This window comes from Vibrio sp. D404a (assembly GCF_030248535.1).
In the GTDB taxonomy this organism is placed as follows: Bacteria; Pseudomonadota; Gammaproteobacteria; order Enterobacterales; family Vibrionaceae; genus Vibrio.
This window is the reverse complement of sequence record NZ_JAHGAJ010000044.1, coordinates 33019-55897: the sequence shown is the minus strand read 5'-3', so window position 1 is coordinate 55897 and position 22879 is coordinate 33019. Positions and strand designations below refer to the sequence as shown.

General features: G+C 46.5%; 20 protein-coding genes. 16 read left to right on the top strand and 4 right to left on the bottom strand.

The features are described 5' to 3' along the window. Positions 1-25: 25 nt before the first annotated feature. The gene (locus tag KI655_RS21830; protein ID WP_285408623.1) at positions 26-1237 is read left to right on the top strand and encodes an argininosuccinate synthase; all 1212 of its coding nucleotides are present in this window, start codon (positions 26-28) and stop codon (positions 1235-1237) included. A gap of 302 nt (positions 1238-1539) precedes the next feature. Then, on the top strand, positions 1540-3414 hold the full coding sequence (argH, locus tag KI655_RS21825; protein ID WP_285408622.1) for an argininosuccinate lyase: 1875 nt from the start codon (positions 1540-1542) through the stop codon (positions 3412-3414). A gap of 170 nt (positions 3415-3584) precedes the next feature. Here the strand turns inward: argH and KI655_RS21820 are convergent, their stop codons facing one another. Further along, positions 3585-3848, bottom strand: coding sequence for a DUF3624 domain-containing protein (locus KI655_RS21820; RefSeq protein WP_285408621.1), 264 nt, complete (start codon positions 3846-3848; stop codon positions 3585-3587). Positions 3849-3935: 87 nt separating this feature from the next. Here KI655_RS21820 and KI655_RS21815 point away from each other — a divergent pair, with 87 nt between their 5' ends. Continuing rightward, a complete protein-coding gene (locus tag KI655_RS21815; protein WP_032549991.1) occupies positions 3936-4298 on the top strand; it encodes a RidA family protein in 363 nt (120 codons plus the stop codon). Between the two features lie 149 nt (positions 4299-4447). Here the strand turns inward: KI655_RS21815 and KI655_RS21810 are convergent, their stop codons facing one another. Then, positions 4448-5914 (bottom strand): dihydrolipoyl dehydrogenase, encoded by a 1467-nt coding sequence (locus KI655_RS21810; RefSeq protein WP_285408620.1) that lies wholly within the window; start codon positions 5912-5914, stop codon positions 4448-4450. Positions 5915-6114: 200 nt separating this feature from the next. Beyond that, entirely contained in the window at positions 6115-6843 is a 729-nt protein-coding gene (locus KI655_RS21805) for a glutathione peroxidase (protein ID WP_285408619.1), read from the bottom strand. Between the two features lie 205 nt (positions 6844-7048). Between KI655_RS21805 and oxyR the strand changes: the two genes are divergently transcribed. Continuing rightward, the gene (gene oxyR, locus KI655_RS21800) at positions 7049-7936 is read left to right on the top strand and encodes a DNA-binding transcriptional regulator OxyR (protein ID WP_285408618.1); all 888 of its coding nucleotides are present in this window, start codon (positions 7049-7051) and stop codon (positions 7934-7936) included. Positions 7937-8018: 82 nt separating this feature from the next. On the opposite strand, the gene KI655_RS21795 is transcribed toward oxyR, so the two are convergent. Then, entirely contained in the window at positions 8019-10577 is a 2559-nt protein-coding gene (locus KI655_RS21795) for a PBP1A family penicillin-binding protein (RefSeq protein WP_285408617.1), read from the bottom strand. A gap of 147 nt (positions 10578-10724) precedes the next feature. On the opposite strand from KI655_RS21795, the gene pilM reads away from it, so the two are divergent. The 12 genes from pilM (at position 10725) to trpS (ending at position 22388) form a co-directional block, all read left to right on the top strand. Then, positions 10725-11750 carry a type IV pilus assembly protein PilM gene (pilM, locus tag KI655_RS21790; RefSeq protein ID WP_285408616.1) on the top strand — a complete coding sequence of 342 codons (1026 nt, stop codon included), beginning with the start codon at positions 10725-10727 and terminating at the stop codon, positions 11748-11750. Next, a complete protein-coding gene (locus KI655_RS21785) occupies positions 11734-12333 on the top strand; it encodes a PilN domain-containing protein (RefSeq protein ID WP_285408615.1) in 600 nt (199 codons plus the stop codon). Before pilM ends, KI655_RS21785 begins: the two co-directional genes overlap by 17 nt. Next, positions 12326-12919, top strand: coding sequence for a type 4a pilus biogenesis protein PilO (locus tag KI655_RS21780; RefSeq protein ID WP_285408613.1), 594 nt, complete (start codon positions 12326-12328; stop codon positions 12917-12919). Before KI655_RS21785 ends, KI655_RS21780 begins: the two co-directional genes overlap by 8 nt. Then, positions 12906-13424: a pilus assembly protein PilP gene (locus KI655_RS21775; protein WP_285408612.1), complete on the top strand. Its 519-nt coding sequence runs from the start codon at positions 12906-12908 to the stop codon at positions 13422-13424. The genes KI655_RS21780 and KI655_RS21775 overlap by 14 nt, the downstream gene beginning before the upstream one ends. Before the next feature lie 32 nt (positions 13425-13456). Further along, a complete protein-coding gene (locus KI655_RS21770) occupies positions 13457-15181 on the top strand; it encodes a type IV pilus secretin PilQ (RefSeq protein WP_373417306.1) in 1725 nt (574 codons plus the stop codon). Positions 15182-15355: 174 nt separating this feature from the next. Then, positions 15356-15874 carry a shikimate kinase AroK gene (gene aroK, locus KI655_RS21765; RefSeq protein ID WP_285408611.1) on the top strand — a complete coding sequence of 173 codons (519 nt, stop codon included), beginning with the start codon at positions 15356-15358 and terminating at the stop codon, positions 15872-15874. Positions 15875-15899: 25 nt separating this feature from the next. After that, positions 15900-16988 (top strand): 3-dehydroquinate synthase, encoded by a 1089-nt coding sequence (gene aroB, locus KI655_RS21760; RefSeq protein ID WP_285408610.1) that lies wholly within the window; start codon positions 15900-15902, stop codon positions 16986-16988. Positions 16989-17070: 82 nt separating this feature from the next. Then, entirely contained in the window at positions 17071-18612 is a 1542-nt protein-coding gene (locus KI655_RS21755) for an SPOR domain-containing protein (RefSeq protein WP_285408608.1), read from the top strand. Between the two features lie 69 nt (positions 18613-18681). Next, positions 18682-19515 (top strand): Dam family site-specific DNA-(adenine-N6)-methyltransferase, encoded by an 834-nt coding sequence (locus KI655_RS21750; protein WP_285408607.1) that lies wholly within the window; start codon positions 18682-18684, stop codon positions 19513-19515. A gap of 227 nt (positions 19516-19742) precedes the next feature. Continuing rightward, entirely contained in the window at positions 19743-20417 is a 675-nt protein-coding gene (rpe, locus tag KI655_RS21745; RefSeq protein WP_285408606.1) for a ribulose-phosphate 3-epimerase, read from the top strand. A gap of 117 nt (positions 20418-20534) precedes the next feature. Further along, positions 20535-21221, top strand: a complete 687-nt coding sequence (locus tag KI655_RS21740) for a phosphoglycolate phosphatase (protein ID WP_285408605.1) — start codon at positions 20535-20537, stop codon at positions 21219-21221. A gap of 150 nt (positions 21222-21371) precedes the next feature. Then, positions 21372-22388 carry a tryptophan--tRNA ligase gene (gene trpS, locus KI655_RS21735; protein WP_004737171.1) on the top strand — a complete coding sequence of 339 codons (1017 nt, stop codon included), beginning with the start codon at positions 21372-21374 and terminating at the stop codon, positions 22386-22388. Positions 22389-22879: the final 491 nt, after the last annotated feature.

The following is a 22879-nucleotide window of genomic DNA, read 5'->3' as shown; positions in this document are numbered from 1 at the left end:
GCCCGGGAATTTAGGAGAAACTCAAATGAGCAAGGTTAAAGTTAATAAAGTTGTTGTAGCCTATTCTGGCGGTCTAGATACTTCGGTAATCATTCCGTGGTTAAAAGAGAATTACGACTGTGAAGTAGTGGCGTTCGTGGCCGATGTTGGTCAAGGCGCAGAAGAGCTTGAAGGCATTGAAGAGAAAGCGAAAGCGTCTGGTGCATCTGAGTGTTACATCGCAGATCTAAAAGAAGAGATGGTTGCAGACTACATCTTCCCAACGCTAAAAACAGGCGCTTACTACGAAGGCAAATACCTTCTAGGTACGTCGATGGCTCGTCCAATTATTGCTAAAGCACAGGTTGAAGTAGCACGTAAAGTAGGTGCTGATGCACTGTGTCACGGTTGTACCGGTAAAGGTAACGACCAAGTACGTTTTGAAGGTGCATTTGCTGCACTAGCACCAGACCTACACGTAATTGCACCATGGCGTGAGTGGGATCTAGTGAGCCGTGAAGAGTGTCTGGATTACCTAGCTGAGCGTAACATTCCTTGTACTGCTTCTCTGACTAAGATCTACTCTCGTGACGCGAACGCATGGCACATCTCAACAGAGGGCGGCGTTCTAGAAGACACATGGAATGCACCAAATGATGATTGCTGGGCATGGACGGTAGATCCAGAGCAAGCACCAAACGAATCTGAAACAGTAACGCTGAAAGTAGAAAAAGGCGAAGTAGTCGCGGTAGATGGCGAAGCAATGACGCCATACAACGCGCTGGTTTACCTAAATGAAAAGGGCGCGAAGCACGGTGTTGGTCGTATCGATATCGTAGAGAACCGTCTTGTTGGTATGAAGTCTCGTGGCTGTTACGAAACTCCGGGTGGCACAATCATCATGGAAGCACTGCGTGCAGTAGAGCAACTTGTGCTAGACAAAGCCGCATTCGAATTCCGTGAAGAGCTAGGCGTTAAAGCTTCTCACCTTGTATACGATGGTCGTTGGTTCACTCCGCTATGTAAGTCAATCCTTGCTGCGACAGACGAGCTAGCACAAGACGTGAATGGTGAAGTCGTTGTTAAGCTTTACAAAGGCCATGCAACTGTGACTCAAAAGCGTTCTGACAACAGCCTATATTCAGAAGAGTTTGCAACCTTTGGTGAAGACGAAGTTTACGACCAAAGCCATGCAGAAGGCTTCATCCGTCTTTACTCTCTATCAAGCCGTATCCGTGCTCTAAACAGCCAAAAGTAACGAATACAGTTACTTAAGATACTGGAAACTGTTCATAGCCCATTCGCTATTGGTTTAGCGAGTGGGCTTTTTGTTTGGTGATTGAGCATCGGCTTTTACAGTTGAATGACATATAATCCCACCTTATGGCTGTAGAAATCGATTCTATAGGTTACCCGGTGAATAAATATGTAGAAATAATGAATTAATACTTTATTTTTAATTTGATTTGCCGTAAGTTTAAACCATCAGAAAAATACTGAATATTAATCAGAATTATCATTTGCAAAAACAGTGAGCACTGGGCAATTAGGAGAGACACAATGGCATTATGGGGCGGGAGATTTACCCAAGCAGCAGATACACGGTTTAAAGACTTTAACGATTCACTTCGTTTTGACTACCGCTTGGCTGAGCAAGACATTGTAGGCTCTATTGCCTGGTCAAAAGCTCTACTGTCAGTCAATGTTCTAACTGAAGAAGAACAGCAAAAGCTTGAGCTGGCGCTAAATGAACTCAAGTTGGAAGTGATGGAAGATCCTGAGCAGATTCTACGCTCAGATGCAGAAGATATTCATAGCTGGGTAGAACAGCAGTTGATCGGCAAGGTCGGTGACCTTGGCAAAAAGCTTCACACTGGCCGTTCTCGTAATGACCAAGTCGCGACCGACCTTAAATTATGGTGTCGTCAGCAGGGTAATCAGCTATTGCTAGCTCTGGATCGTTTACAAAGCCAAATGGTTAATGTGGCTGCTCAGCATCAAGGAACCGTTCTACCGGGTTATACCCACCTTCAACGTGCACAGCCTGTTACCTTTGCTCACTGGTGTCTGGCGTACGTTGAGATGTTTGAGCGTGATTATTCTCGTCTGAGTGACGCGATCAAGCGTTTGGATACCTGTCCGTTGGGATCTGGCGCACTCGCTGGTACTGCGTATCCGATGGACCGTGAAGAGTTAGCTCACAACTTAGGTTTCCGTCGTGCAACGCGTAACTCACTGGATTCAGTATCGGATCGTGACCATGTGATGGAGCTAATGTCGATTGCTTCTATCTCTATGCTTCACCTTTCGCGTCTTGCAGAAGACATGATTTTCTACAACTCTGGTGAATCGAACTTCATCGAGTTAGCGGATACCGTGACATCAGGTTCATCTCTGATGCCACAAAAGAAAAACCCAGACGCACTGGAGCTTATCCGTGGTAAAACCGGCCGTGTCTACGGCTCACTGGCTGGCATGATGATGACAGTGAAAGCACTGCCACTTGCCTACAACAAAGACATGCAGGAAGACAAAGAGGGGCTGTTTGATGCTCTGGATACTTGGAATGACTGTATGGAAATGGCGGCGCTGTGTTTCGACGGCATTAAAGTGAACGGTGAACGTACCCTAGAAGCGGCGAAACAAGGTTATGCAAACTCAACAGAGCTAGCTGATTACCTAGTAGCGAAGGGCATTCCTTTCCGTGAAGCACACCATATTGTCGGTGTAACGGTTGTCGCGGCGATTGCGAAAGGCTGCGCACTGGAAGAGTTAACCATCGCAGAGATGAAAGAGTTCTCTGAGGTGATTGAAGAGGATGTGTATGACATCCTAACCATTGATTCGTGCCTTGAGAAGCGTAGTGCATTGGGTGGCGTATCACCAAAACAGGTGGCTTACGCTGTTGACCAAGCAGAGAAGCGTCTTGCGCAGCGTGATACCTCGATTGTTAAGGTGCGTCCTGCACGCTTGACCGATGTTGAAGCGTTGGAAGGCATGGTGGCTTACTGGGCGAATATGGGTGAAAACCTACCGCGTTCTCGTAACGAACTTGTGCGTGATATTGGCTCATTTGCGGTAGCTGAGCATCATGGTGAAGTGACGGGTTGTGCATCGCTCTATGTCTATGACTCTGGTTTAGCGGAAATTCGTTCTCTAGGTGTTGAGGCTGGCTGGCAAGGTCAAGGGCAGGGCACAGCGATTGTTCAGCACTTGGTTGAGAAAGCGCGCCAAATGGCAATCAAGAAAGTCTTTGTACTGACTCGTACTCCAGAGTTCTTTATGAAGCATGACTTCTTGCCAACATCGAAGTCGCTACTTCCAGAGAAAGTGCTTAAAGATTGCGACCAGTGTCCTCGTCAGCATGCTTGCGATGAAGTTGCGTTGGAAGTGAACCTGGCTGAACAAGTAATTGCTAAGGTCAATGTTGCATAAGGTGTTGATTTTAAAGTTCTTCGAAAAAAGATAAAAAAAGATCATTTTTTTGGGAACAAACTAAGAAAAGCTCGGTCTATTAAAGTACCACTGCTTTTTCTTAGATTTTTCTAAGAAAGCCCTGAAACCGATTGGCTTCAGGGCTTTTTTTATGCCTGCTATTTACGACCCTATTTAGCCTTTGATTTCCGTTTTCTGTCTCGCCTGGGCAGGATCAACCACTTCATGATCCAATGGATCATCAGCAGGCCACTAAAGGCACTTGCAGCCATGGCCAGTGCAATTGCGTTAATGCTTTTGGGCTGGTCTAAGAAAAACAACCACCATACCCCCCAGCTGAGAATCGACAATATCGTCAGCTGATTCATGCAGCGTTGGCATCGACCGAGTTTGTCGCGGATTTTTTCGCTTTTATTACAGTGCTTACATGTCATCTTGGGTGGAATTCGCGTTATGCTATTAGCCTTTGATAATAACACGTCACCCTATGGTTAATCACGGTGACACCGAGAGAGAAAGTGATGATTGAACGTCAAGAAACCAAACAACGTATGAGCCGTATCGTTAAGCACAACGGCACGATTTACCTATGTGGCCAAGTGTGTGCAGACGCAACTCAAGGTATCAAAGAGCAAACTCAAACTATGCTAGACAAGGTTGAGACTCTGCTTGAGCAAGCGGGCAGTGATAAAGAACACATGCTGTCGGCAACGATCTACCTGAAAACTATGGATGACTTCCAAGAGATGAATGCAGTATGGGACGCATGGGTTCCAGAAGGTCACGCACCAGCTCGCGCTTGTGTAACTGCTGACATGGCTCGCGAAGCGCTATTGGTTGAGATCTCGGTTATTGCGGCAGAGAAGAACAGCAGCTGCTGTTAAGTTTCGAGTAACGTAAGAGATTCCAGACATCTCGTTCCTCGATTCTGGAATGACGAGTTAGAGTTTTACTTACTGACGCGTTTAGCCAAAAAACAAAAAGGAAAGCCAGTGGCTTTCCTTTTTCGTATCTCATGGGCGTGATGGAAGACTTAACAACCTGGACCACAGTCTAGGCAGTGTTTCACCATCTCTGGACCAAGGTGCAGTTTCGCATTGAGGTCACGCAGTGCAGTTCGAACACCCTCTTCAATCACTGGGTGGTAGAAAGGCATGTCCAGCATTTCAGACACTGTCATTTTGTTCTGGTGCGCCCAAGCCAACAGGTGCGCTAAGTGCTCGGCGTTTGGTCCCATCATTTCGGCACCAAGGAAGCGGCCGGTACCTTGCTCACCGTAAACGTGCAGAATACCTTTGTTTCGTAGCATCACTCGCGAGCGACCTTGATTCTCAAAAGAGACTTCACCGGTAGCGAAACAGCCACATGTGCCCAAGCGGGTAGTGATCTCTTTGTAGCTTTCACCGACCATCGCGATCTGCGGGTCAGAAAAAACAGCTGAGATTTTTGAGCGGCGCAGGCCGGCACGAATCTCTGGGAAGCGACCTGCATTGTCACCGGCAATGCGTGCTTGGTCTGCAGCTTCATGCAGCAGAGGCAGTTGGTTGCTTGCATCACCAGCGATGAACACTGATGGTAATGATGTTTGCAGCGTGTAGTGGTCGGCAACTGGCACACCACGTTCATCAAGCTCAAGAGAGGTATTCTCTAGGCCAAGCTTGTCCGTATTTGGGCGACGGCCTGTTGCAGCTAGCACGTATTCAACGATGTTAGTTTCTAGTTCGCCTTGCTTATTGATGAATTGAATTTCAACGCGTGGCTCACCTGATTCAGTGGTAATACGCTTCATGCTTTCGATTTTCACGTCAGCATCCAGATAGAACTCTTCATTGAAGGCTTTATCGGCGTACGCCATGATCTCTGGGTCGGTAACTGGGCCAACCTGTCCGCCTAAACCAAACAGCTTAGTTTTCACGCCTAAGCGATGCAGCGACTGACCAAGCTCTAAGCCAATAACACCCGGGCCAAATACGGCAACGGACTCTGGTAAATTATCCCAGTTGAACACGTCATCATTGATGATCAGGCGATCACCCAGCTCATTCCATACCGCTGGGTAGGCAGGGCGAGAACCTGTCGCAATCACAATGCGTTTCGCATTCACGATCGTGTGCTCATCCACTTGCAGTGTGTTGTCGTCTAAGAACTTTGCGTAGCCAACGATTTTGTCTTGCTCTGGTATTTCATCCACGCCTTCTAAAACAAAACCAACAAAACGGTCACGTTCGCGTTTCACTCTGTCCATTACTTCGTGGCCATTGATGATGACTTCACCTTGTGGGTGAACACCAAATGCCGGTGCTTTTTCGATTTGGTGAACACTTTCTGCAGCCGCAATCAGCAACTTAGAAGGCATACAACCAACGCGAGCACATGTGGTGCCGTATGGACCACCCTCAATCATCACGACACTGTCAGTGTGTGCTTTTGCAGCACGGTACGAACCTAGACCAGCTGTACCGCCCCCGATAACTGCGACATCTACATTGACTTGTTTCATAGTAATTTCTCGTAATGGCTAAATGGAAGTTGCACGAATCCCTCCAACTCTGATGGTGATCGGAGAGTCAGGACAGTGACGTTTTGTGGTTTGTTTTATTAGGTTTAGCTTGTGACTGCGGATATAGCGAGCCACAAGCTCAATTCAACCCGATAGGGTTAGCTAACCCATAGGTGCATGGGCTAGCAGGTCGGTTATGATTAACCTAGGTAGACTTCTAGCTCTTCGCTACCACCGATGTGCTTACCACCGATGAATACTTGAGGAACCGTAGAGCGACCAGAGATAGCGCGCAGGCTCACAGTTGTTGCATCTTTACCTAGTACCACTTCTTCGTAGTTCAGACCTTTGTCGATTAGGTTCTGTTTTGCTTTCATACAGAATGGGCAGCCTGGCTTAGTGAATACTGTGATTGACTCTTGCTCTTTGTGCTCTGGTGCAATGTAGTTCAGCATAGTGTCTGCATCAGAAACCTTGAACGGGTCGCCCGGTACGTCTTCTTCGATGAACATTTTTTCTACCACGCCGTTTTTAACCAGCATGCTGTAGCGCCATGAACGCTTGCCGAAGCCAATGTCGTTTTTCTCAACTAGCATACCCATGCCGTCTGTGAAATCACCGTTACCGTCTGGGATGAAGGTAATGTTTTCTGCTTCTTGGTCTGCTTTCCAAGCGTTCATTACGAATGTGTCGTTTACCGATACACACAGAATGTCATCAACACCGTTTTCTTTGAATACAGAGTAAAGCTCGTTGTAACGAGGCAGGTGGCTTGAAGAACATGTCGGTGTGAAAGCGCCTGGTAAGCTAAATACGATAACCGTCTTGTCCTTGAATAGCTCTTCTGTTGTAACGTTCACCCAAGCATCACCTTGGCGAGTAGGGAATGTTACTTGAGGAATTGATTGACCTTCTTTAGATGCAAACATAATGGTTTCCTTAGAGATTACTTTTAATTTGGTTCGTATAGAGCTTAGCGTTTTTCTGCGCTCTGTTTCGTTTTGTTGAGCCCATTATTAGATAAAATCTTTGATAGCTCTAATCGTTTGATGTTATGGTTTTGATAGGTATTTTCTATTAAGAGTATTCTTTTAAAGAAAATGCGTTCTTTACACCCTAGGTAAGAGACCGATCATGAACATTCGTGACTTTGAATACTTGGTGGCTTTAGCCGAGCACAAACATTTTCGAAAAGCCGCAGAAGCGTGCTTTGTCAGTCAACCAACTTTAAGCGGTCAGATCCGTAAGCTTGAAGAAGAAATTGGATTACAGTTGACTGAACGTAGCCCAAGGAAGGTTATTTTTACTGAGTCTGGCCTGCAGCTGGTGGAACAAGCAAAGCGTATCTTGAACGAGGTGAAAACCTTTAAAGATATGGCGAGCGGCCATGGTGATGCCATGACAGGACCGATGCATATTGGCTTTATTCCGACGGTTGGGCCATACATCTTGCCTAAGATTATTCCGCAACTCAAAGAGCAGTTTCCAGAGTTGGAACTGTATCTTCATGAGGCGCAAACTCATCAACTCGTAAGCCAGCTGGAAGATGGCAAGCTAGATTGTTTGGTCTTGGCTGCGGTCGATGAGACGGCGGCGTTTAAAGAGATCGATGTCTACGATGAGCCATTAAGTGTTGCCGTTCCATGCGATCATGAATGGGCCGAGCAAGAGAGCGTTGATATGCTCCAACTCAATGGTAAAACAGTATTGGCATTGGGCGATGGACACTGTCTGCGTGACCAAGCGTTAGGTTTCTGTTTTGCAGCAGGAGCGCGCGATGATGAGCGCTTTAAAGCGACCAGTCTGGAAACTCTGCGTAACATGGTTGCCGCTGGTGCAGGTATCACCTTACTGCCTGAACTCTCTCTACCGACCGAGAAGAAAAAGGACGGGGTGTGTTACGTACCTGCGGTGAACCCAACGCCTTCACGTCGTATTGTGGTGGCGTACCGACCGGGTTCTCCACTGCGTGGGCGCTTTGAGCAGCTCGCTGAATCGATTAAGACTCAGTTAGAAAAATAATCTCTCTCAGGCAATCTGACCGATAGAAAAAAGGGCTGATACTTTTGGTATCAGCCCTTTTAATTGATTGCTAGTGTTAGCCTTAGAAGAGTTCTTCTTCGGCATCACCTGACGATGAGTAAATATCATCACCAAAGCGCTCGGTAATGTACTCGGTCGGCTCTGTGCCTTTCACGAAATACTCAAACATCGAAGAACCATCAGACTTATTGGTCAATAGGCCCGTCTCGCGGTCGATGCGCACACGAACAATATCTTCAGGGATATCTTTGCGCTGTGCTGGTACATCTTTTAGCGCCAAGCCCATGAAATCAACCCAAGCTGGTTGAGCGGTTTTCGCCCCAGCTTCTGCACCAGTAATCTGACCTTTGCCTAGATTACTGTTGTTCTTTGTACGACCTAGGTTGCGGTTGTGGTTATCAAAACCGACCCATACTGTTGCCACGACGCCCGGTCCATAACCGCTGTACCAAGTATCTTTTGAGTCATTGGTGGTACCGGTTTTACCACCGATATCACGACGTTTAAGTGGTTGAGCACGCCAACCTGTACCGTTCCAGCCGGTACCTTCACGCCAGTTACCGCCACCCCAGATATTGCTGTACATCATTTCACGAACGAGGAAAGCCGTCTGTTCTGAGATCACTTGTGGCGCATATTGTGTTTCTGCATCCACATCTTGCTCTGCAAACTCATCAGCGATTGGGTCTGTTTCTAGATTAGTTTCGCAATCTTGGTGACAAACCACTTTTGGTGATGCTTCAAACTCAACGTCGCCGAATGGGCTTTCAACGCGGCTGATGTAGAAAGGTTCTACGTAGTAACCACCATTTGCGAATACTGAGTAACCCTGCGCCACTTTCATTGGCGTTAAGCTACCCGCACCGAGTGCGATAGTCTCAGAACGAGGCACTTCATCAATATCAAAACCAAAGCGAGTTAGGTAGTTACGTGTATCGTCTAGACCAACCTCACGTAGGACACGTACTGCCATCACGTTCTTCGATTGTGCTAAGCCAATGCGAAGGCGAGTAGGGCCGACATACGTTGGTGGTGAGTTCTTCGGACGCCATGCCGTGCCTTGGCTCTTATCCCACTGGTTAATCGGTGCATCGTTAATCAGTGACGCTAGGGTTAGACCCTTATCGATTGCCGCTGAGTAGATGAACGGCTTGATACCAGAACCAACCTGACGAATAGATTGAGTTGCACGGTTGAACTTGTTGTGAACAAAGTTAAAGCCACCCACCATAGACAGTACAGCACCGTTGTCTGGGTTCATCGCAACAAACGCTGTGTTGGCGTTTGGCACTTGGCTTAAGCGCCAGTTGGCAGGCGTAACAGCAGCGACTTCAGTGGATTCTTCACTCTCTTCTGCCGTGGCTTCTTTTCCAGAAATGGCTTCACTGCGAACCCAGATCTGTTCACCGACCGCTAGAATTTCTTGTGCGTTGGAAGGCGCTGGACCTTGACGATCATCGGTCAAGAATTTACGTGCCCAATTCATGCCTTGCCACTCAATAACGCCTTCGCCTTGGTTCTTAACCCACACGTGTGCACTTTGAGCATCAACCTTAGTAACAACCGCTGGTGTTAGGTCGCCATAGGTTGGTTGTGATCTTAAGTGTTTAACAATCTGCTCTTGATCCCACGCCGATTGCGCCGTTTCCCACAGTACTTTCTCAGCACCACGGTAGCCGTGTCGCTCATCATAGTTAAGCAGGTTAGTGATGGCAGCGCGGTTTGCAGCATCTTGCAGGGTAGAGTCTACCGTTGTGTAGACTTTCATGCCTGATGTGTAGGCGTCTTCACCGTAGCGGCTAACCATCCATGCACGTGCTTGCTCAGCGACATACGGTGCGCTTAGCTCAATTTCAGCACCGTGATACTTAGAGACAAGCTCTTCGGAACGCGCTTCATCGTACTCTTCTTGGGTGATGTATTTTTCATCCAACATACGACCTAGAACCACGTTACGACGATTGGTCGCACGCTCTAATGAGTAGATAGGGTTCATGGTTGATGGCGCTTTTGGCATACCCGCCAATGTCGCGAGTTCACTTAGGGTGAGGTCCGGTAGGTCTTTACCAAAGTAAACGCGTGCAGCTGCACCGAAACCATAAGAACGGTGACCCAAGAAAATCTTGTTCACGTACAATTCCATGATCTCTTCTTTGCTCAGCAGTTGCTCAATGTGGATCGCGATGAAGATCTCTTTGATCTTACGCATGATCTTTTTCTCATTAGATAAGAAGAAGTTACGCGCAAGCTGTTGAGTAATGGTACTCGCACCTTGCTTTGCTGAGCCAGACATAGCAACAACAATCGCAGCACGAGTAATACCAATCGGGTCAATACCTGGGTGGTCGTAGAAACGGCTATCTTCAGTTGCAATCAGTGCCTCTACTAGGTGACGAGGAATCTCATCGTAGCTGACTGGGTTGCGTCGCTTCTCACCAAATTGAGAGATCAATTTGCCGTCTTGACTGAAGACTTGCATTGGCGTTTGAAGTTCAACGTCACGCAGTGTCGCGACATCTGGCAATTCTGGTTTTACGTAATAATAAAACCCAAAAATTGTACTGACTCCAAGAATCATGCAAACCAATGTAAATATGAATAATCGCTTTATGAACTTCACCGGATAATCCCTGATTAGTTAAGGCTGATAAGCAGCAAACCCTTGTACTCTAGGCTAAAAACTTAGCTTTCGTTTATTAACGCTTATTTAACTAATAATCACAACCCCTATATAAGCAACGAAATGCTGGGCATGTCAGGAGCTGGTATGGGTTCATCATTAGTTACAGGTATAGATATAAACAATCACAGCATAAAAGCTGTGGTTTTAAAGCCCGTTGGAGAGTTGTATGCCTTAGTGGGGTACAAAGAACTGCCTATTACGGACGACATTTTCACAGATAACCACACCTTGGAGTATCAGAAAACTGTAAAGAAACTCAAAGAACTTAGGAAAGGCTTACCGTTTGGCTGTCGTCATGCGGCCATCTCAGTGCCTGATAATACCGTTATTAGTAAGGTATTGCAGATAGAAAGTGAGCTTGAAGACCGAGAAAAAGAGTTCTCTATCTATCAAACCTTTGCCCATCAATCCCCTTTTCCTATTGAAGAACTGAGTCTGGATTTTGTCAAACTGGATGATAACCGGTTTGGTAACGGGTCAACCACCAATTATCAGGTGTATGCGACGCGCAAAGGGGTGGTCGAGAGTCGCTCTTTGGCGCTGACCAAGGCAGGGTTCCGACCAATCGTTGTTGATACCCAAGCCCACGGTCTCCTCAACATCTGGCAGTTAGCCACCCGACTTTATCCCGAGAAGCAGAGCTGGATGCTGGTCGATATTGGGGTGACCCAAACATCGCTTGGCCTGATTTCTCAAAGCGGAGTGCCTTTTTTCAAAGATATCGCCTTCGGTACGCAAGCTCTCTATCAAAATGACTCTGGTGATGAGGCGGCAAATAGCTTTGGCTCTGCTCAACAGACTCAAGCCTTTACGGTCAGTCTAATTGAGAAGCTCAAAAGGCAGTTTCAGCTTTATGCTTCGGTCAATTCAATGCAGTCATTGAAAGGGATTTGGTTGACGGGTGAGGGAGCAGAAACTCCGCTATTGGCCGAACAATTGGAGCGCCACTTTCAGCTCGCCTGCGAATCACTCAATCCTTTAGCGCTGTTTGAAAATAGAGCCTCCAATAAACGCTATAAGAGTATGGATCGTCATGCCTTTGGTATCGCTGCTGGTATGGCAGTTAGTGGCTTGAAGTGGCAAGGGGTGAAGCATGTTGCATCAAATTAATCTGCTGCCATGGCGGGATGAACTGCGAGCACAACACAAGAAGCGCTTCATTCAATTAGTGATTCTAGGCACCTTGGTTGCTGTTATGGGGCAGTGGGCGGTGGGGTATTATTTCCAGCAAGAGAAGGGACGCCAGCAGGCGCGACTTAACTACTTAGAGCAATACATCAGCCAACTCGACAAACAGATTCGCTCTCTTAAAGTCGCAGAGCGAGAACACAAGGCGATCCTGACTCGCTTGGATGTGGTGGAGTCTCTTCAATCTGGACGCAACAAAACCACGCACTTCATGAATCTGATGCCGGAACTGATCCCAGAGGGCGTCTACGTCGATAAGATCAAGATGAATGGCAAAGAGATTGAGATGTCGGGGATCAGTGATAGCACCGCGCGACTCGCCACCATGCTCGATAATCTAGAACGCTCTCCTTCACTCAAAAATGTCGAGATGCACTCGATTGTGCACAACCGCAAGCGCTTCAATAAAGAGTTCCAAACCTTCAAGGTCTCGTTTGGTTTTGTGCCACCGTCGATAGAAGAGGCTCAAGCAGCTCGTAATACACAAGGGGCGTCACATGGTTAATCTGCAAGACCTCGATGTTGATGAGATTACCGAGTGGCCTTTATTGCCGCAGTTGCTAGTGATTGTTTTATTGATGCTGGTTATTCAGGGGTTTGGTACTTGGTTTTATGTGATGCCACTCAACGACGAACTGGAGCAGATGAAGCAGCAAGAGCAGACACTAAAAACGACCCTTCGTATTAAAGCCAACAAAGTGGCCACTCTACCTGCGCTGCAGAATCAATTGGATGAGTTGACCAGTCGTTACGACTACCTTCTCGAACAACTGCCTGTTCAAAAGGAGTTGGCCAGTATGCTCGCCTCGGTCAATGAGCTTGGTTTAGACAATAAACTCACCTTCACCCGCATTGATTGGGGCGAGAAACAAAACAAGGCCTTCCTATATCGACTGCCTCTCAATATTGAATTGACCGGTGATTATCATGAGATTGGTGATTTCTCGGCAGCGATTGCCAAACTGCCGCGCATAATTAGCTTCGATGACGTGACCTGGCAAAGGGTCAGCCAAGAGAGCAGCACGCTGCATTTTCGTGTTCGAGCATACACCTACCAGTTTAAGGCGGAGGTGAAAGATGAGTCCCGCTAAAACACTCATGCTTTTTCTTGCGATATCGACGGTGGTGGGGTGTAAAGCGAATCAAGACTCACTTGAGGACTTTGTAGTGCAAGTTGAGGCGCGGGCACGCAAAGATGTCGATCAACTCGTACCCGCTTCTGAATTTATAGCAGCGCAATACCAAAAAAGAACCCAACGACCTCCTTTCGAATTGCCCAAAGAGGCGATCGTTCACAGTCAGCCCAAGGTTAAGAAAGATTGTTGGCAGCCGAGTCAGCGTAAACGCACTGGGAAACTGGAGAAGTACCCGCTGAGCAACCTGAGGCTCAAAGGGGTGATGGGCAGTGGCAGTCAGGTGTCGGGTCTTGTCCAAACGCCCAAAGGTAACGTTGTTAAAGTCCAAAAAGGGCAGTTTATCGGCTTGAACAATGGACGCGTTACCAAGGTCACCAGTCAGTATGTATTGATTAATGAAACCCTTCCAGATGGTCTAGGTTGTTGGCATCGACGCAATGTCCGCTTAGCACTCAAATAAACCAACCACATGTCGTGGATAGAGATGTAGATATGATTAAAGGAATAAATCGGATAATGAACCGAGTGCAGCAAGTTATTTTCGTTGTGTTGCTGTTTTGCGTCACTGCTGGGGCGAGCGCACAAACGATGACCAATGAATTACTCAATATCGATTTTCGGGTTAATCAAGCGCGTGAAGCGGTGATTATCATCAAGTTGGCATCAAGCAGTACTGTGGTTGACGTGCAAAAAGCCCAAGAAGGCTTGAGTATTGAACTGCTTAATACTGAGGTTTCAGACGACAAACTTTACCTGCTGGATGTGAAGGACTTTTCCACCCTAGTCGATGAGATTGAGGTCTTTAGGGAAGCCCCGAGCACTCGATTGTTGGCCTCCATCAGTGCCGATTACGATTATGAATATCAGCTTAAAGGGCGAGAAATCGAGGTTGTGATCAGTCAGCCCGTTGTGAATGAACCTGAGCCAGAGAAAAGCATCCTTGAAAAAGAGGGCAAGCTTATCTCGATTAACTTCCAAGATATCCCTGTGCGTAATGTCCTACAGCTTATCGCTGACTATAACGAGTTCAACCTAGTGGTCTCGGATTCTGTCTCGGGTAACCTGACCTTGCGGTTAGATGGGGTGCCGTGGCAGCAAGTGCTAGATATCATCCTGCAGGTTAAAGGTTTGGATAAGCGGGTTGATGGCAATGTGATTTTAGTGGCGCCTCGGGCTGAGTTGGATCTGCGTGAGCAACAAGCCCTTGAAAAGTCACGTCTAGAAGAGGAGCTGGGGGAGCTGAAATCTGAGATCATCAAAATCAATTTTGCTAAGGCCTCTGATATCGCCGAGATGATTGGTGGTGACGGAGTGGTAAGCATGCTCTCAGATCGGGGGAGTATCACTATAGATGAGCGGACCAACTCTCTGTTAGTTAGAGAGCTATCCGAGAATATCTCGGTGATTCGAGAGATTGTGGAGTCATTGGATATTCCGGTTAAGCAGGTACAGATAGAAGCGAGAATAGTCACAGTAACTGAGGGTAACCTTGATGAGCTGGGGGTTCGTTGGGGCATCTCCTCAACCAATGGCAGTTTCAAAGTAGGCGGCTCAATCGAAGGCAACTACCCAACGATTCAACCTTATGATGGTGATGACGATAGTGGTGAATCAGATGCGATAGATAACTACCTCAACGTCAATCTCGGTGCAACATCTCCGAATGCGTCGAGTATCGCGTTTCAGGTGGCTAAGCTGGGCTCCGATACCTTGCTTGATCTTGAGTTATCAGCGTTGCAACAAGAGTCTAAAGCGGAGATTATCTCCAGCCCGCGCTTAATCACGACCAACAAAAAGCCCGCCTATATTGAGCAAGGGACAGAGATTCCCTACCTAGAGTCCTCTTCAAGTGGCGCAACATCGGTGGCGTTTAAGAAAGCTGTGCTGAGTCTAAAGGTGACGCCACAAATCACCCCAGACAATCGCTTAGTTCTGGATTTGAGTGTGACACAGGATAGACCGGGACAAGTGGTGAAAACGGGCACTGGTGAGGCGGTGGCGATAGACACACAGAGAATTGGTACCCAGGTATTGGTGAATAACGGTGAAACTGTCGTGTTAGGGGGGATTTTCCAACACAGTGTCAGCAACACGGTGGATAAGGTTCCCGTTCTTGGGGATTTACCGCTTTTAGGCGCATTATTTCGTCGAAGCTATGAAAATGTAGGGAAAAGTGAACTGTTGATCTTTGTTACACCTAAAGTTGTGATTCAATAAGGAACAATTAGATCAAAAATAAAGTTGCATTAGTGGCACCTAACCTTGATAATTTCGGGTCTTATCACGAATTATCTGTGAGGAATTGGTGCCACGGGCCTTTTAATTTCAGTATTAGTACTGACCTACCTTGTGGCGATGTCATTGAATTAACGTTGTAAATTACTGCTAAACATGGCTGAGAAACGCAATATTTTTCTTGTTGGCCCAATGGGCGCCGGCAAAAGTACAATTGGTAGACACCTAGCTTCCCAACTGCACATGGAGTTTCTAGACTCTGATACTGTAATCGAAGAGCGCACTGGCGCAGACATCGCTTGGGTATTTGATGTAGAAGGTGAAGAAGGTTTCCGTAAACGCGAAGAATCTGTAATCAACGATCTGACTGAAGAGCAAGGTATTGTTCTTGCGACAGGCGGTGGTTCAGTAATGAGCAAAGAAAATCGCAACCGTCTATCTGCACGAGGTATTGTTGTTTACCTTGAAACAACAATTGAAAAGCAACTTGCGCGCACAAACCGCGACAAGAAGCGCCCTCTACTTCAAACGGATAACCCGCGTGATGTGCTAGAAGATCTAGCAATGTCTCGCAACGCACTGTATGAAGAAGTAGCGGACTACACAGTTCGTACAGACGATCAAAGTGCAAAAGTGGTAGCCAACCAGATCGTAAAAATGCTAGAAGAACGTTAAGTTCAATTTTTTCGGAGAGCAAACCATGGAACGGATTACGGTCAATCTAGCTGAGCGTAGCTACCCTATCTCTATTGGCGCCGGGTTATTTGAAGACCCGGCGTACCTTTCTTTTTTATCTGGGAAGCAAAAAGTTGTCGTGATCAGTAATGTCACGGTAGCTCCTTTGTATGCCGATAAAATCCTATCGCTTTTAAGTGATGTTGGCTGTCAAGCATCTCTACTTGAGCTGCCTGATGGCGAGCAATACAAAACGCTTGAAACCTTTAACACCGTAATGAGCTACATGCTTGAAGAAAATCACAGCCGCGATGTGGTGGTGATTGCTTTGGGTGGCGGTGTGATTGGTGACCTTGTCGGTTTTGCTGCGGCTTGTTACCAGCGCGGTATTGATTTCGTTCAGATTCCAACGACTCTGCTTTCACAGGTGGACTCATCAGTAGGTGGCAAAACTGCGGTTAACCATCCTATGGGTAAGAACATGATTGGCGCCTTCTATCAACCGAAGTCGGTGATCATTGATACCAACTGTCTATCCACACTGCCAGAGCGCGAGTTTGCTGCCGGTATTGCTGAAGTGATCAAGTACGGCATCATCTATGACGAAGCCTTCTTTAGCTGGTTAGAAGAGAATCTCGATAAGCTGTATCAACTTGACGAACAAGCCCTAACAACGGCGATTGCACGCTGCTGTGCGATTAAAGCTGAGGTTGTGGCTCAAGATGAGAAAGAGTCGGGAATCCGTGCGTTATTGAACCTAGGTCATACATTTGGTCATGCGATTGAAGCAGAACTAGGCTATGGTAATTGGCTGCACGGAGAAGCGGTTTCATCGGGCACTGTGATGGCGGCGAAAACGGCGCAACTGCAGGGCTTGATTAACGAACAGCAACTTGAGCGTATTATCTCTATACTCAAGAGTGCGAAGTTGCCGATTCACACACCAGAAAGCATGTCTTTTGAAGACTTTATGCAGCACATGATGCGTGACAAAAAAGTGCTTTCAGGTCAGCTCCGTCTCGTTCTACCAACCAGCATTGGTACGGCTGAGGTGGTTGCAGATGTACCTCAGGACATCATCAAACAAGCGATTGATTTCTGTCGTACTCTCTAAGCAAGAAGTAATGTTGCTCTGGGCTATCATGGCTCAGAGTCATCATCATGGCGTTTGATTGATTTGTCTGTAGGGAAGCCTAATGAGTTTGGCTCATGAATTAAGAGTATTGGAGTTAGAGTCTCAGGTTGAACTGCTCGAGCGGTTACGCCTACTCACCAATTTTGGTTCAAACTTAGTGACTGTGGCGGGGCAACCCGGTTCAGGAAAGACATGGCTAGCGCAACGCTACCTAGAGGCATGGGCAACCGATAAGAATCAATGCCTACTGTTTTGTCACCCTAATCAAGATGACCAACAACGCCGCGCGCTCATTCTGAGCCAAATCGTTTCAGATCCGCTTTTCAATCAACATGACTCCCTTAGTGAAAGCCTAACGCGAATACTCGATGGTGATTCGTGCGATGTGGTGATCGTGGTCGATAATGCTCACCGCTTGTCAGAAGTGCTGATCTCTGAACTGTGGTTATTGGTCCTAGAGGCGCAAAACAATCCTCAATGGACAATCAATATTGTGCTGTTTTCTGAAGCAGGACATTTGGACGCGCTACTCACTCGCTTGAGTTACGGGCAAGAGCATAAACCGATTGATCTTGAAATTGACCCGCTGTCGGAGCAAGAAGCGTTGCAGTTTTTTGAGTCGTTGGTGGTGCGCTATGTTGATGATGATATGGAAAACCGAGTACGAAGCGCATTTAGGAAAGCAGCGCCTCTACCGGGTGAGTTAATGGCTCTGGGAGAGTTAAAAGTGGAAAAAAGGATTATTATTCGCTCAATTATTGGCTCACCAACCAACATTATGATTTTGGTCGCTTTGCTTTTGGTTGTGATTGGTGGTGGTTACTGGTGGATGCTAAGTCAGCCAACGCCGGACGATAAAGCGGAATCGCTGATTGCTCCAATTGAACAAACGGCTATCCCGACGTTTGAAACGGAAACCAGTCGAAACGACCAGAATCTAGAAGATGTAACTGCGCCAGATTCTGATGACAATGACAACTACCGTGGTGCTGAAGACGATACCTCATCGTTACCGCCTGTTGTAGTTGAAGAGACAGTCAGTGTCGGTGCAGAGCAAGATACTCAACAAAGAGTCGTTATCACCTCTGATGTTGTTGATGCTCTATTGGAAGGCAAGCCAGAGAGTGTCGATACGCAAAACATTGAAGACGCAGTGGAAGCGAACAGTTCACCAAGCGAGATTTTAGTAACCCCTTCTCAGGCTGCACTAGAGGCTTCAAGCGATGATGACGGATCTGCGCGTGAGCAAGCCGAATTGGCAGCACAAGAAGCGGCTCAAGCACCAGCGAAAACCATCACGTTTTCGTTCGCAAGAGATGAACTCAAAGCCTTGTCGCCAAGAGCTTATACTCTGCAACTGGGGGCAATGACAGAGCTGGAAGATGTTCAGGCTTTCATTGAAAAATACGACATCGCTGACGATGTGCGTATCTACCCAACGGTTCGAAATGACACCGAGTGGTTTATTGTCACCTATCAAGATTTCCCAACCATTCAGGTGGCGCGAGATGCGGTAAGTACACTCTCAAAACCTCTTCAACAGTTGGAACCTTGGGCAAAATCGATGAATCAGGTGCATAGAGAGATAGAACGTGCGAAATAACCCTGAGCTTAGTCTCAAAATATGTTACATTCCGCAGCCGTATTTTTGAGTTGATAGATAGAGCAGTAAATGAAAAAGCAGCGTGCCTTTCTAAAATGGGCTGGTGGTAAATATGGCCTAGTTGAAGACATCCAACGTCACCTGCCGCCTGCTCGTAAATTGGTGGAACCGTTTGTTGGTGCAGGTTCTGTGTTTTTGAACACAGATTACGACCAATACCTACTGGCTGACATCAACCCTGATCTTATCAACCTGTACAATCTCCTCAAGACCGATCCTGAGACCTACATTGCGGAGGCAAAGCGCTGGTTCTGCCCCGAGAACAACCGCAAAGAAGCGTACTTAGATATTCGAGCTCAATTTAATGATACTGATAATGTCATGTATCGTTCTTTGGCATTCTTGTACATGAACCGCTTTGGTTTTAATGGCTTGTGTCGTTACAACAAAAAAGGTGGTTTTAATGTGCCATTTGGCTCTTACAAAAAACCCTACTTCCCAGAAGCTGAACTTGAGTTCTTCGCTGAAAAAGCCAAAAAAGCGACGTTTGTCTGCGAAGGCTACAGTGAAACCTTTAGTCGTGCTCGTAAGGGATGCGTGGTTTACTGTGATCCTCCTTATGCGCCACTTTCTAACACGGCAAACTTCACCTCTTACGCAGGTAATGGTTTCTCGTTAGATGACCAAGCTGCACTGGCTGATGTCGCAGAAAGAACGGCGATGGAACGCGGTATTCCAGTATTGATCTCGAACCACGATACGACGCTGACTCGTCGCCTATACCACGGTGCCGACCTTAATGTTGTGAAGGTGAAGCGTACTATCAGTCGTAACGGCGCTGGTCGTAATAAAGTTGATGAGTTATTGGCCTTGTTCCACGCTGAAAAAAACAGCAGGCTGTAGAGTAATCTGATACATCTGTACCCGTTTATCGCTCTTAGAAATATCCCCCCTTCATGCCAGCTGCTGAGTTGGCACTTTGATAAACAATTCTCTTGAACTGCTAGGATCTCTGTCATCGGTTAGGTAGAATTGCGCACCAAATAGTCTTGCGATTGAGTCTTGTATTTGTTTATGAGATGTCGCCAAGGCGGTGAACTTGCAATTTACTTACTCTTAAGAGGTTTGGTATGAAAGATTTTCTAATCGCTCCATCAATTTTGTCTGCAGATTTTGCTCGTCTTGGTGAAGACGTTGAAAAAGTACTCGCAGCGGGTGCCGACGTTGTGCACTTTGATGTGATGGATAACCACTACGTACCTAACCTGACTTTTGGTGCGCCTATCTGTAAAGCACTGCGTGACTACGGTATTACCGCTCCAATCGATGTTCACCTAATGGTGAAGCCGGTTGATAACATCGTGCCTGAGTTTGCTAAAGCTGGTGCATCGATGATTACCTTCCACGTAGAAGCATCAGAGCATATCGATCGCACTCTACAGCTGATCAAAGAGCACGGCTGTAAAGCGGGCGTGGTTCTAAACCCAGCAACGCCTCTATCTTGCCTAGATTACATCATGGACAAAGTAGACATGATTCTACTGATGTCTGTGAACCCAGGTTTCGGCGGTCAATCGTTCATTCCTCACACGTTAGATAAGCTGCGTGCTGTTCGTAAGATGATCGATGAATCAGGTCGCGATATTCGCCTAGAGATCGATGGTGGCGTAAAGGTTGATAACATTCGTGAAATCGCAGAAGCGGGCGCAGATATGTTCGTTGCGGGTTCAGCTATCTTCAATCAGCCAGATTACAAAGAAGTCATTGATGAGATGCGTGCAGAGCTTGCAAAAGTAAACGCATAAAAGTAGAACTAGGGTCTGTTGACCTAAACTAAAGAATTTAGATAAAGGGGCTGATTGGCCCCTTTTTACGTCTTATTGCTCAACACATGAGACGCATATAATGAATAGGAAAGTAAGATGTCATTAAGCTCAATAAAACTGATCGCCTTTGATTTAGATGGAACCTTGTTAGACAGCGTACCTGATTTGGCAGTCGCTGCTGACCAAGCTTGTCAGGAGCTAGGCTTCCCTTCAGTGAGTGAAGAACAAGTTCGTGACTACGTTGGTAATGGTGCTGACGTGCTTATTGGACGTTCGCTCAGCCGCAACCTAACCGTTGACCCAAGCTTAGAACCAGAGCTTCTGAAGAAAGCGCGTATCTTGTTTGATGATTTCTACGAGCAAGGCGGCCACAAGCTGAGCCATCTTTACCCGTCAGTAAAAGAGACGTTGGCTGAGCTGCACAAAGCGGGCTTTACCATGGCATTGGTAACTAACAAACCATCGAAGTTTGTGCCAGACGTTCTCGCGCAACACGGCATCGACAAGTACTTTGTTGATGTACTTGGCGGTGACTCGTTCCCAGAAAAGAAACCGAACCCAGTCGCGCTAAACTGGTTACTAGAAAAACACAATGTGAAAGCGGAAGAGATGTTGATGGTTGGTGACTCTAGTAATGATATTAAAGCGGCGAAGAATGCAGGTTGTCACTCGTTTGGTCTGACATACGGCTACAACCACGGTGAGCCTATTTCAGCATCAAATCCTGACTATGTGGCTGATAGTGTCGCTCAATTGCTCGATGTTGTTCTCGTTTCAGCATAAAGCGTACAAAAGTTAGTTAAGCTACTGGCAAAATACTTGTCAATGAGTACACTGGATGAGCCGTACAGAAGAGCTGTGCGGCTTTTCTATATTTAAGTTAAGAAGCTAAGCGGTCAATAAACTTAGCGAATAAGCAAAGGAATTAAAACCATGAGCAAGCCCATCGTATTGAGTGGTGTTCAACCATCTGGTGAACTAAGTATCGGTAACTACTTGGGTGCTCTACGTCAATGGCAACAGATGCAAGATGATTACGATTGCCAATACTGTGTGGTAGACCTTCACGCGATCACGGTTCGTCAAGATCCTAAAGCGCTGCATGAAGCAACTCTAGACGCACTAGCTATCTGTCTTGCTGTCGGTGTTGATCCAAAGAAGAGCACGCTATTTGTTCAGTCTCACGTACCAGAGCATGCTCAACTTGGTTGGCTTCTTAACTGTTACACACAAATGGGTGAACTGAGCCGTATGACTCAGTTTAAAGACAAATCTGCGCGTCACTCAAACGACGTAAACGTAGGTCTGTTTGATTACCCAGTGTTGATGGCTGCAGACATCCTGCTTTACGGTGCTCACCAAGTACCTGTAGGTAGTGACCAAAAGCAACACCTTGAGCTAGCGCGTGATATCGCGACTCGCTTCAACAACATCTACTCACCAGAGCAGCCAATCTTCGAAGTGCCAGAACCGTACATCCCAACAGTGAATGCACGTGTAATGAGCCTACAAGATGCAACCAAGAAGATGTCTAAGTCAGACGACAACCGTAAGAACGTGATTACTCTGCTAGAAGAGCCTAAGTCGATCATCAAGAAGATCAACAAAGCGCAAACGGATGCAGAAACACCACCACGTATTGCTCATGATTGGGAAAACAAAGCGGGTATCTCTAACCTGATGGGCCTTTACTCAGCAGCAACAGGTAAAACATTCGAAGAGATCGAAGCGCAGTACCAAGGCGTTGAAATGTACGGTCCATTCAAGAAAGATGTGGGTGCTGCAATTGTTGAGATGCTTGAGCCAATTCAAGCAGAATACCACCGCATCCGTGCTGACCGTGCCTACATGGACGCAGTAATGAAAGCGGGTGCAGAAAAAGCTTCAGAGCGCGCAGCAGTAACGCTGAAGAAAGCATACGAAGCAGTAGGTTTTGTGACTCGCCCATAGTATTCAACTGCTAAATCATTGCTAAAGCCCCTGTCTAGTGCAGGGGCTTTTTTGTTTCTGTTAGGTTTGATTTATAAAATCGAAGTATTCACCAGTTAAATATATTTTTGTGGTAACTAATAAATATATTTGTAAGCCTGCGTAATCAAACACACCTTAATTGTTATATTGTACCAATTATTTAAGATCTAAAAATCTGACATTATTAATAAATCAGTTATCACCAAGTAAATTAAATTTCTGAGATCTTGAGCAATATATTAGAAATTTAGACAAAAAGCTCTATTACACATCACTCATTCTGTTGAATTTATAATCACACTCGTAATATCAGCGACATAAATGTGAAACAAACCCCATTTATGGTGTTTATCGCTTTATCTAATTACATAAAAGTAAGAGATTACACAGGTTTAATATAACTGAGTAAGCTTGGCTACATTCAGAATCACTCTTGTGAATCTGTGCTTTTTCACGCGTAAATTTCAATC

Excerpts from the sequence above, each read along its gene's own strand:
- KI655_RS21830 (WP_285408623.1), top strand. The coding sequence starts at position 26 with ATGAGCAAGGTTAAAGTTAATAAAGTTGTTGTAGCCTATTCTGGCGGT.
- argH (WP_285408622.1), top strand. The coding sequence starts at position 1,540 with ATGGCATTATGGGGCGGGAGATTTACCCAAGCAGCAGATACACGGTTT.
- KI655_RS21820 (WP_285408621.1), bottom strand. The coding sequence starts at position 3,848 with ATGACATGTAAGCACTGTAATAAAAGCGAAAAAATCCGCGACAAACTC.
- KI655_RS21815 (WP_032549991.1), top strand. The coding sequence starts at position 3,936 with ATGATTGAACGTCAAGAAACCAAACAACGTATGAGCCGTATCGTTAAG.
- KI655_RS21810 (WP_285408620.1), bottom strand. The coding sequence starts at position 5,914 with ATGAAACAAGTCAATGTAGATGTCGCAGTTATCGGGGGCGGTACAGCT.
- KI655_RS21805 (WP_285408619.1), bottom strand. The coding sequence starts at position 6,843 with ATGTTTGCATCTAAAGAAGGTCAATCAATTCCTCAAGTAACATTCCCT.
- oxyR (WP_285408618.1), top strand. The coding sequence starts at position 7,049 with ATGAACATTCGTGACTTTGAATACTTGGTGGCTTTAGCCGAGCACAAA.
- pilM (WP_285408616.1), top strand. The coding sequence starts at position 10,725 with ATGGGTTCATCATTAGTTACAGGTATAGATATAAACAATCACAGCATA.
- KI655_RS21785 (WP_285408615.1), top strand. The coding sequence starts at position 11,734 with ATGTTGCATCAAATTAATCTGCTGCCATGGCGGGATGAACTGCGAGCA.
- KI655_RS21780 (WP_285408613.1), top strand. The coding sequence starts at position 12,326 with ATGGTTAATCTGCAAGACCTCGATGTTGATGAGATTACCGAGTGGCCT.
- KI655_RS21775 (WP_285408612.1), top strand. The coding sequence starts at position 12,906 with ATGAGTCCCGCTAAAACACTCATGCTTTTTCTTGCGATATCGACGGTG.
- KI655_RS21770 (WP_373417306.1), top strand. The coding sequence starts at position 13,457 with ATGATTAAAGGAATAAATCGGATAATGAACCGAGTGCAGCAAGTTATT.
- aroK (WP_285408611.1), top strand. The coding sequence starts at position 15,356 with ATGGCTGAGAAACGCAATATTTTTCTTGTTGGCCCAATGGGCGCCGGC.
- aroB (WP_285408610.1), top strand. The coding sequence starts at position 15,900 with ATGGAACGGATTACGGTCAATCTAGCTGAGCGTAGCTACCCTATCTCT.
- KI655_RS21755 (WP_285408608.1), top strand. The coding sequence starts at position 17,071 with ATGAGTTTGGCTCATGAATTAAGAGTATTGGAGTTAGAGTCTCAGGTT.
- KI655_RS21750 (WP_285408607.1), top strand. The coding sequence starts at position 18,682 with ATGAAAAAGCAGCGTGCCTTTCTAAAATGGGCTGGTGGTAAATATGGC.
- rpe (WP_285408606.1), top strand. The coding sequence starts at position 19,743 with ATGAAAGATTTTCTAATCGCTCCATCAATTTTGTCTGCAGATTTTGCT.
- KI655_RS21740 (WP_285408605.1), top strand. The coding sequence starts at position 20,535 with ATGTCATTAAGCTCAATAAAACTGATCGCCTTTGATTTAGATGGAACC.
- trpS (WP_004737171.1), top strand. The coding sequence starts at position 21,372 with ATGAGCAAGCCCATCGTATTGAGTGGTGTTCAACCATCTGGTGAACTA.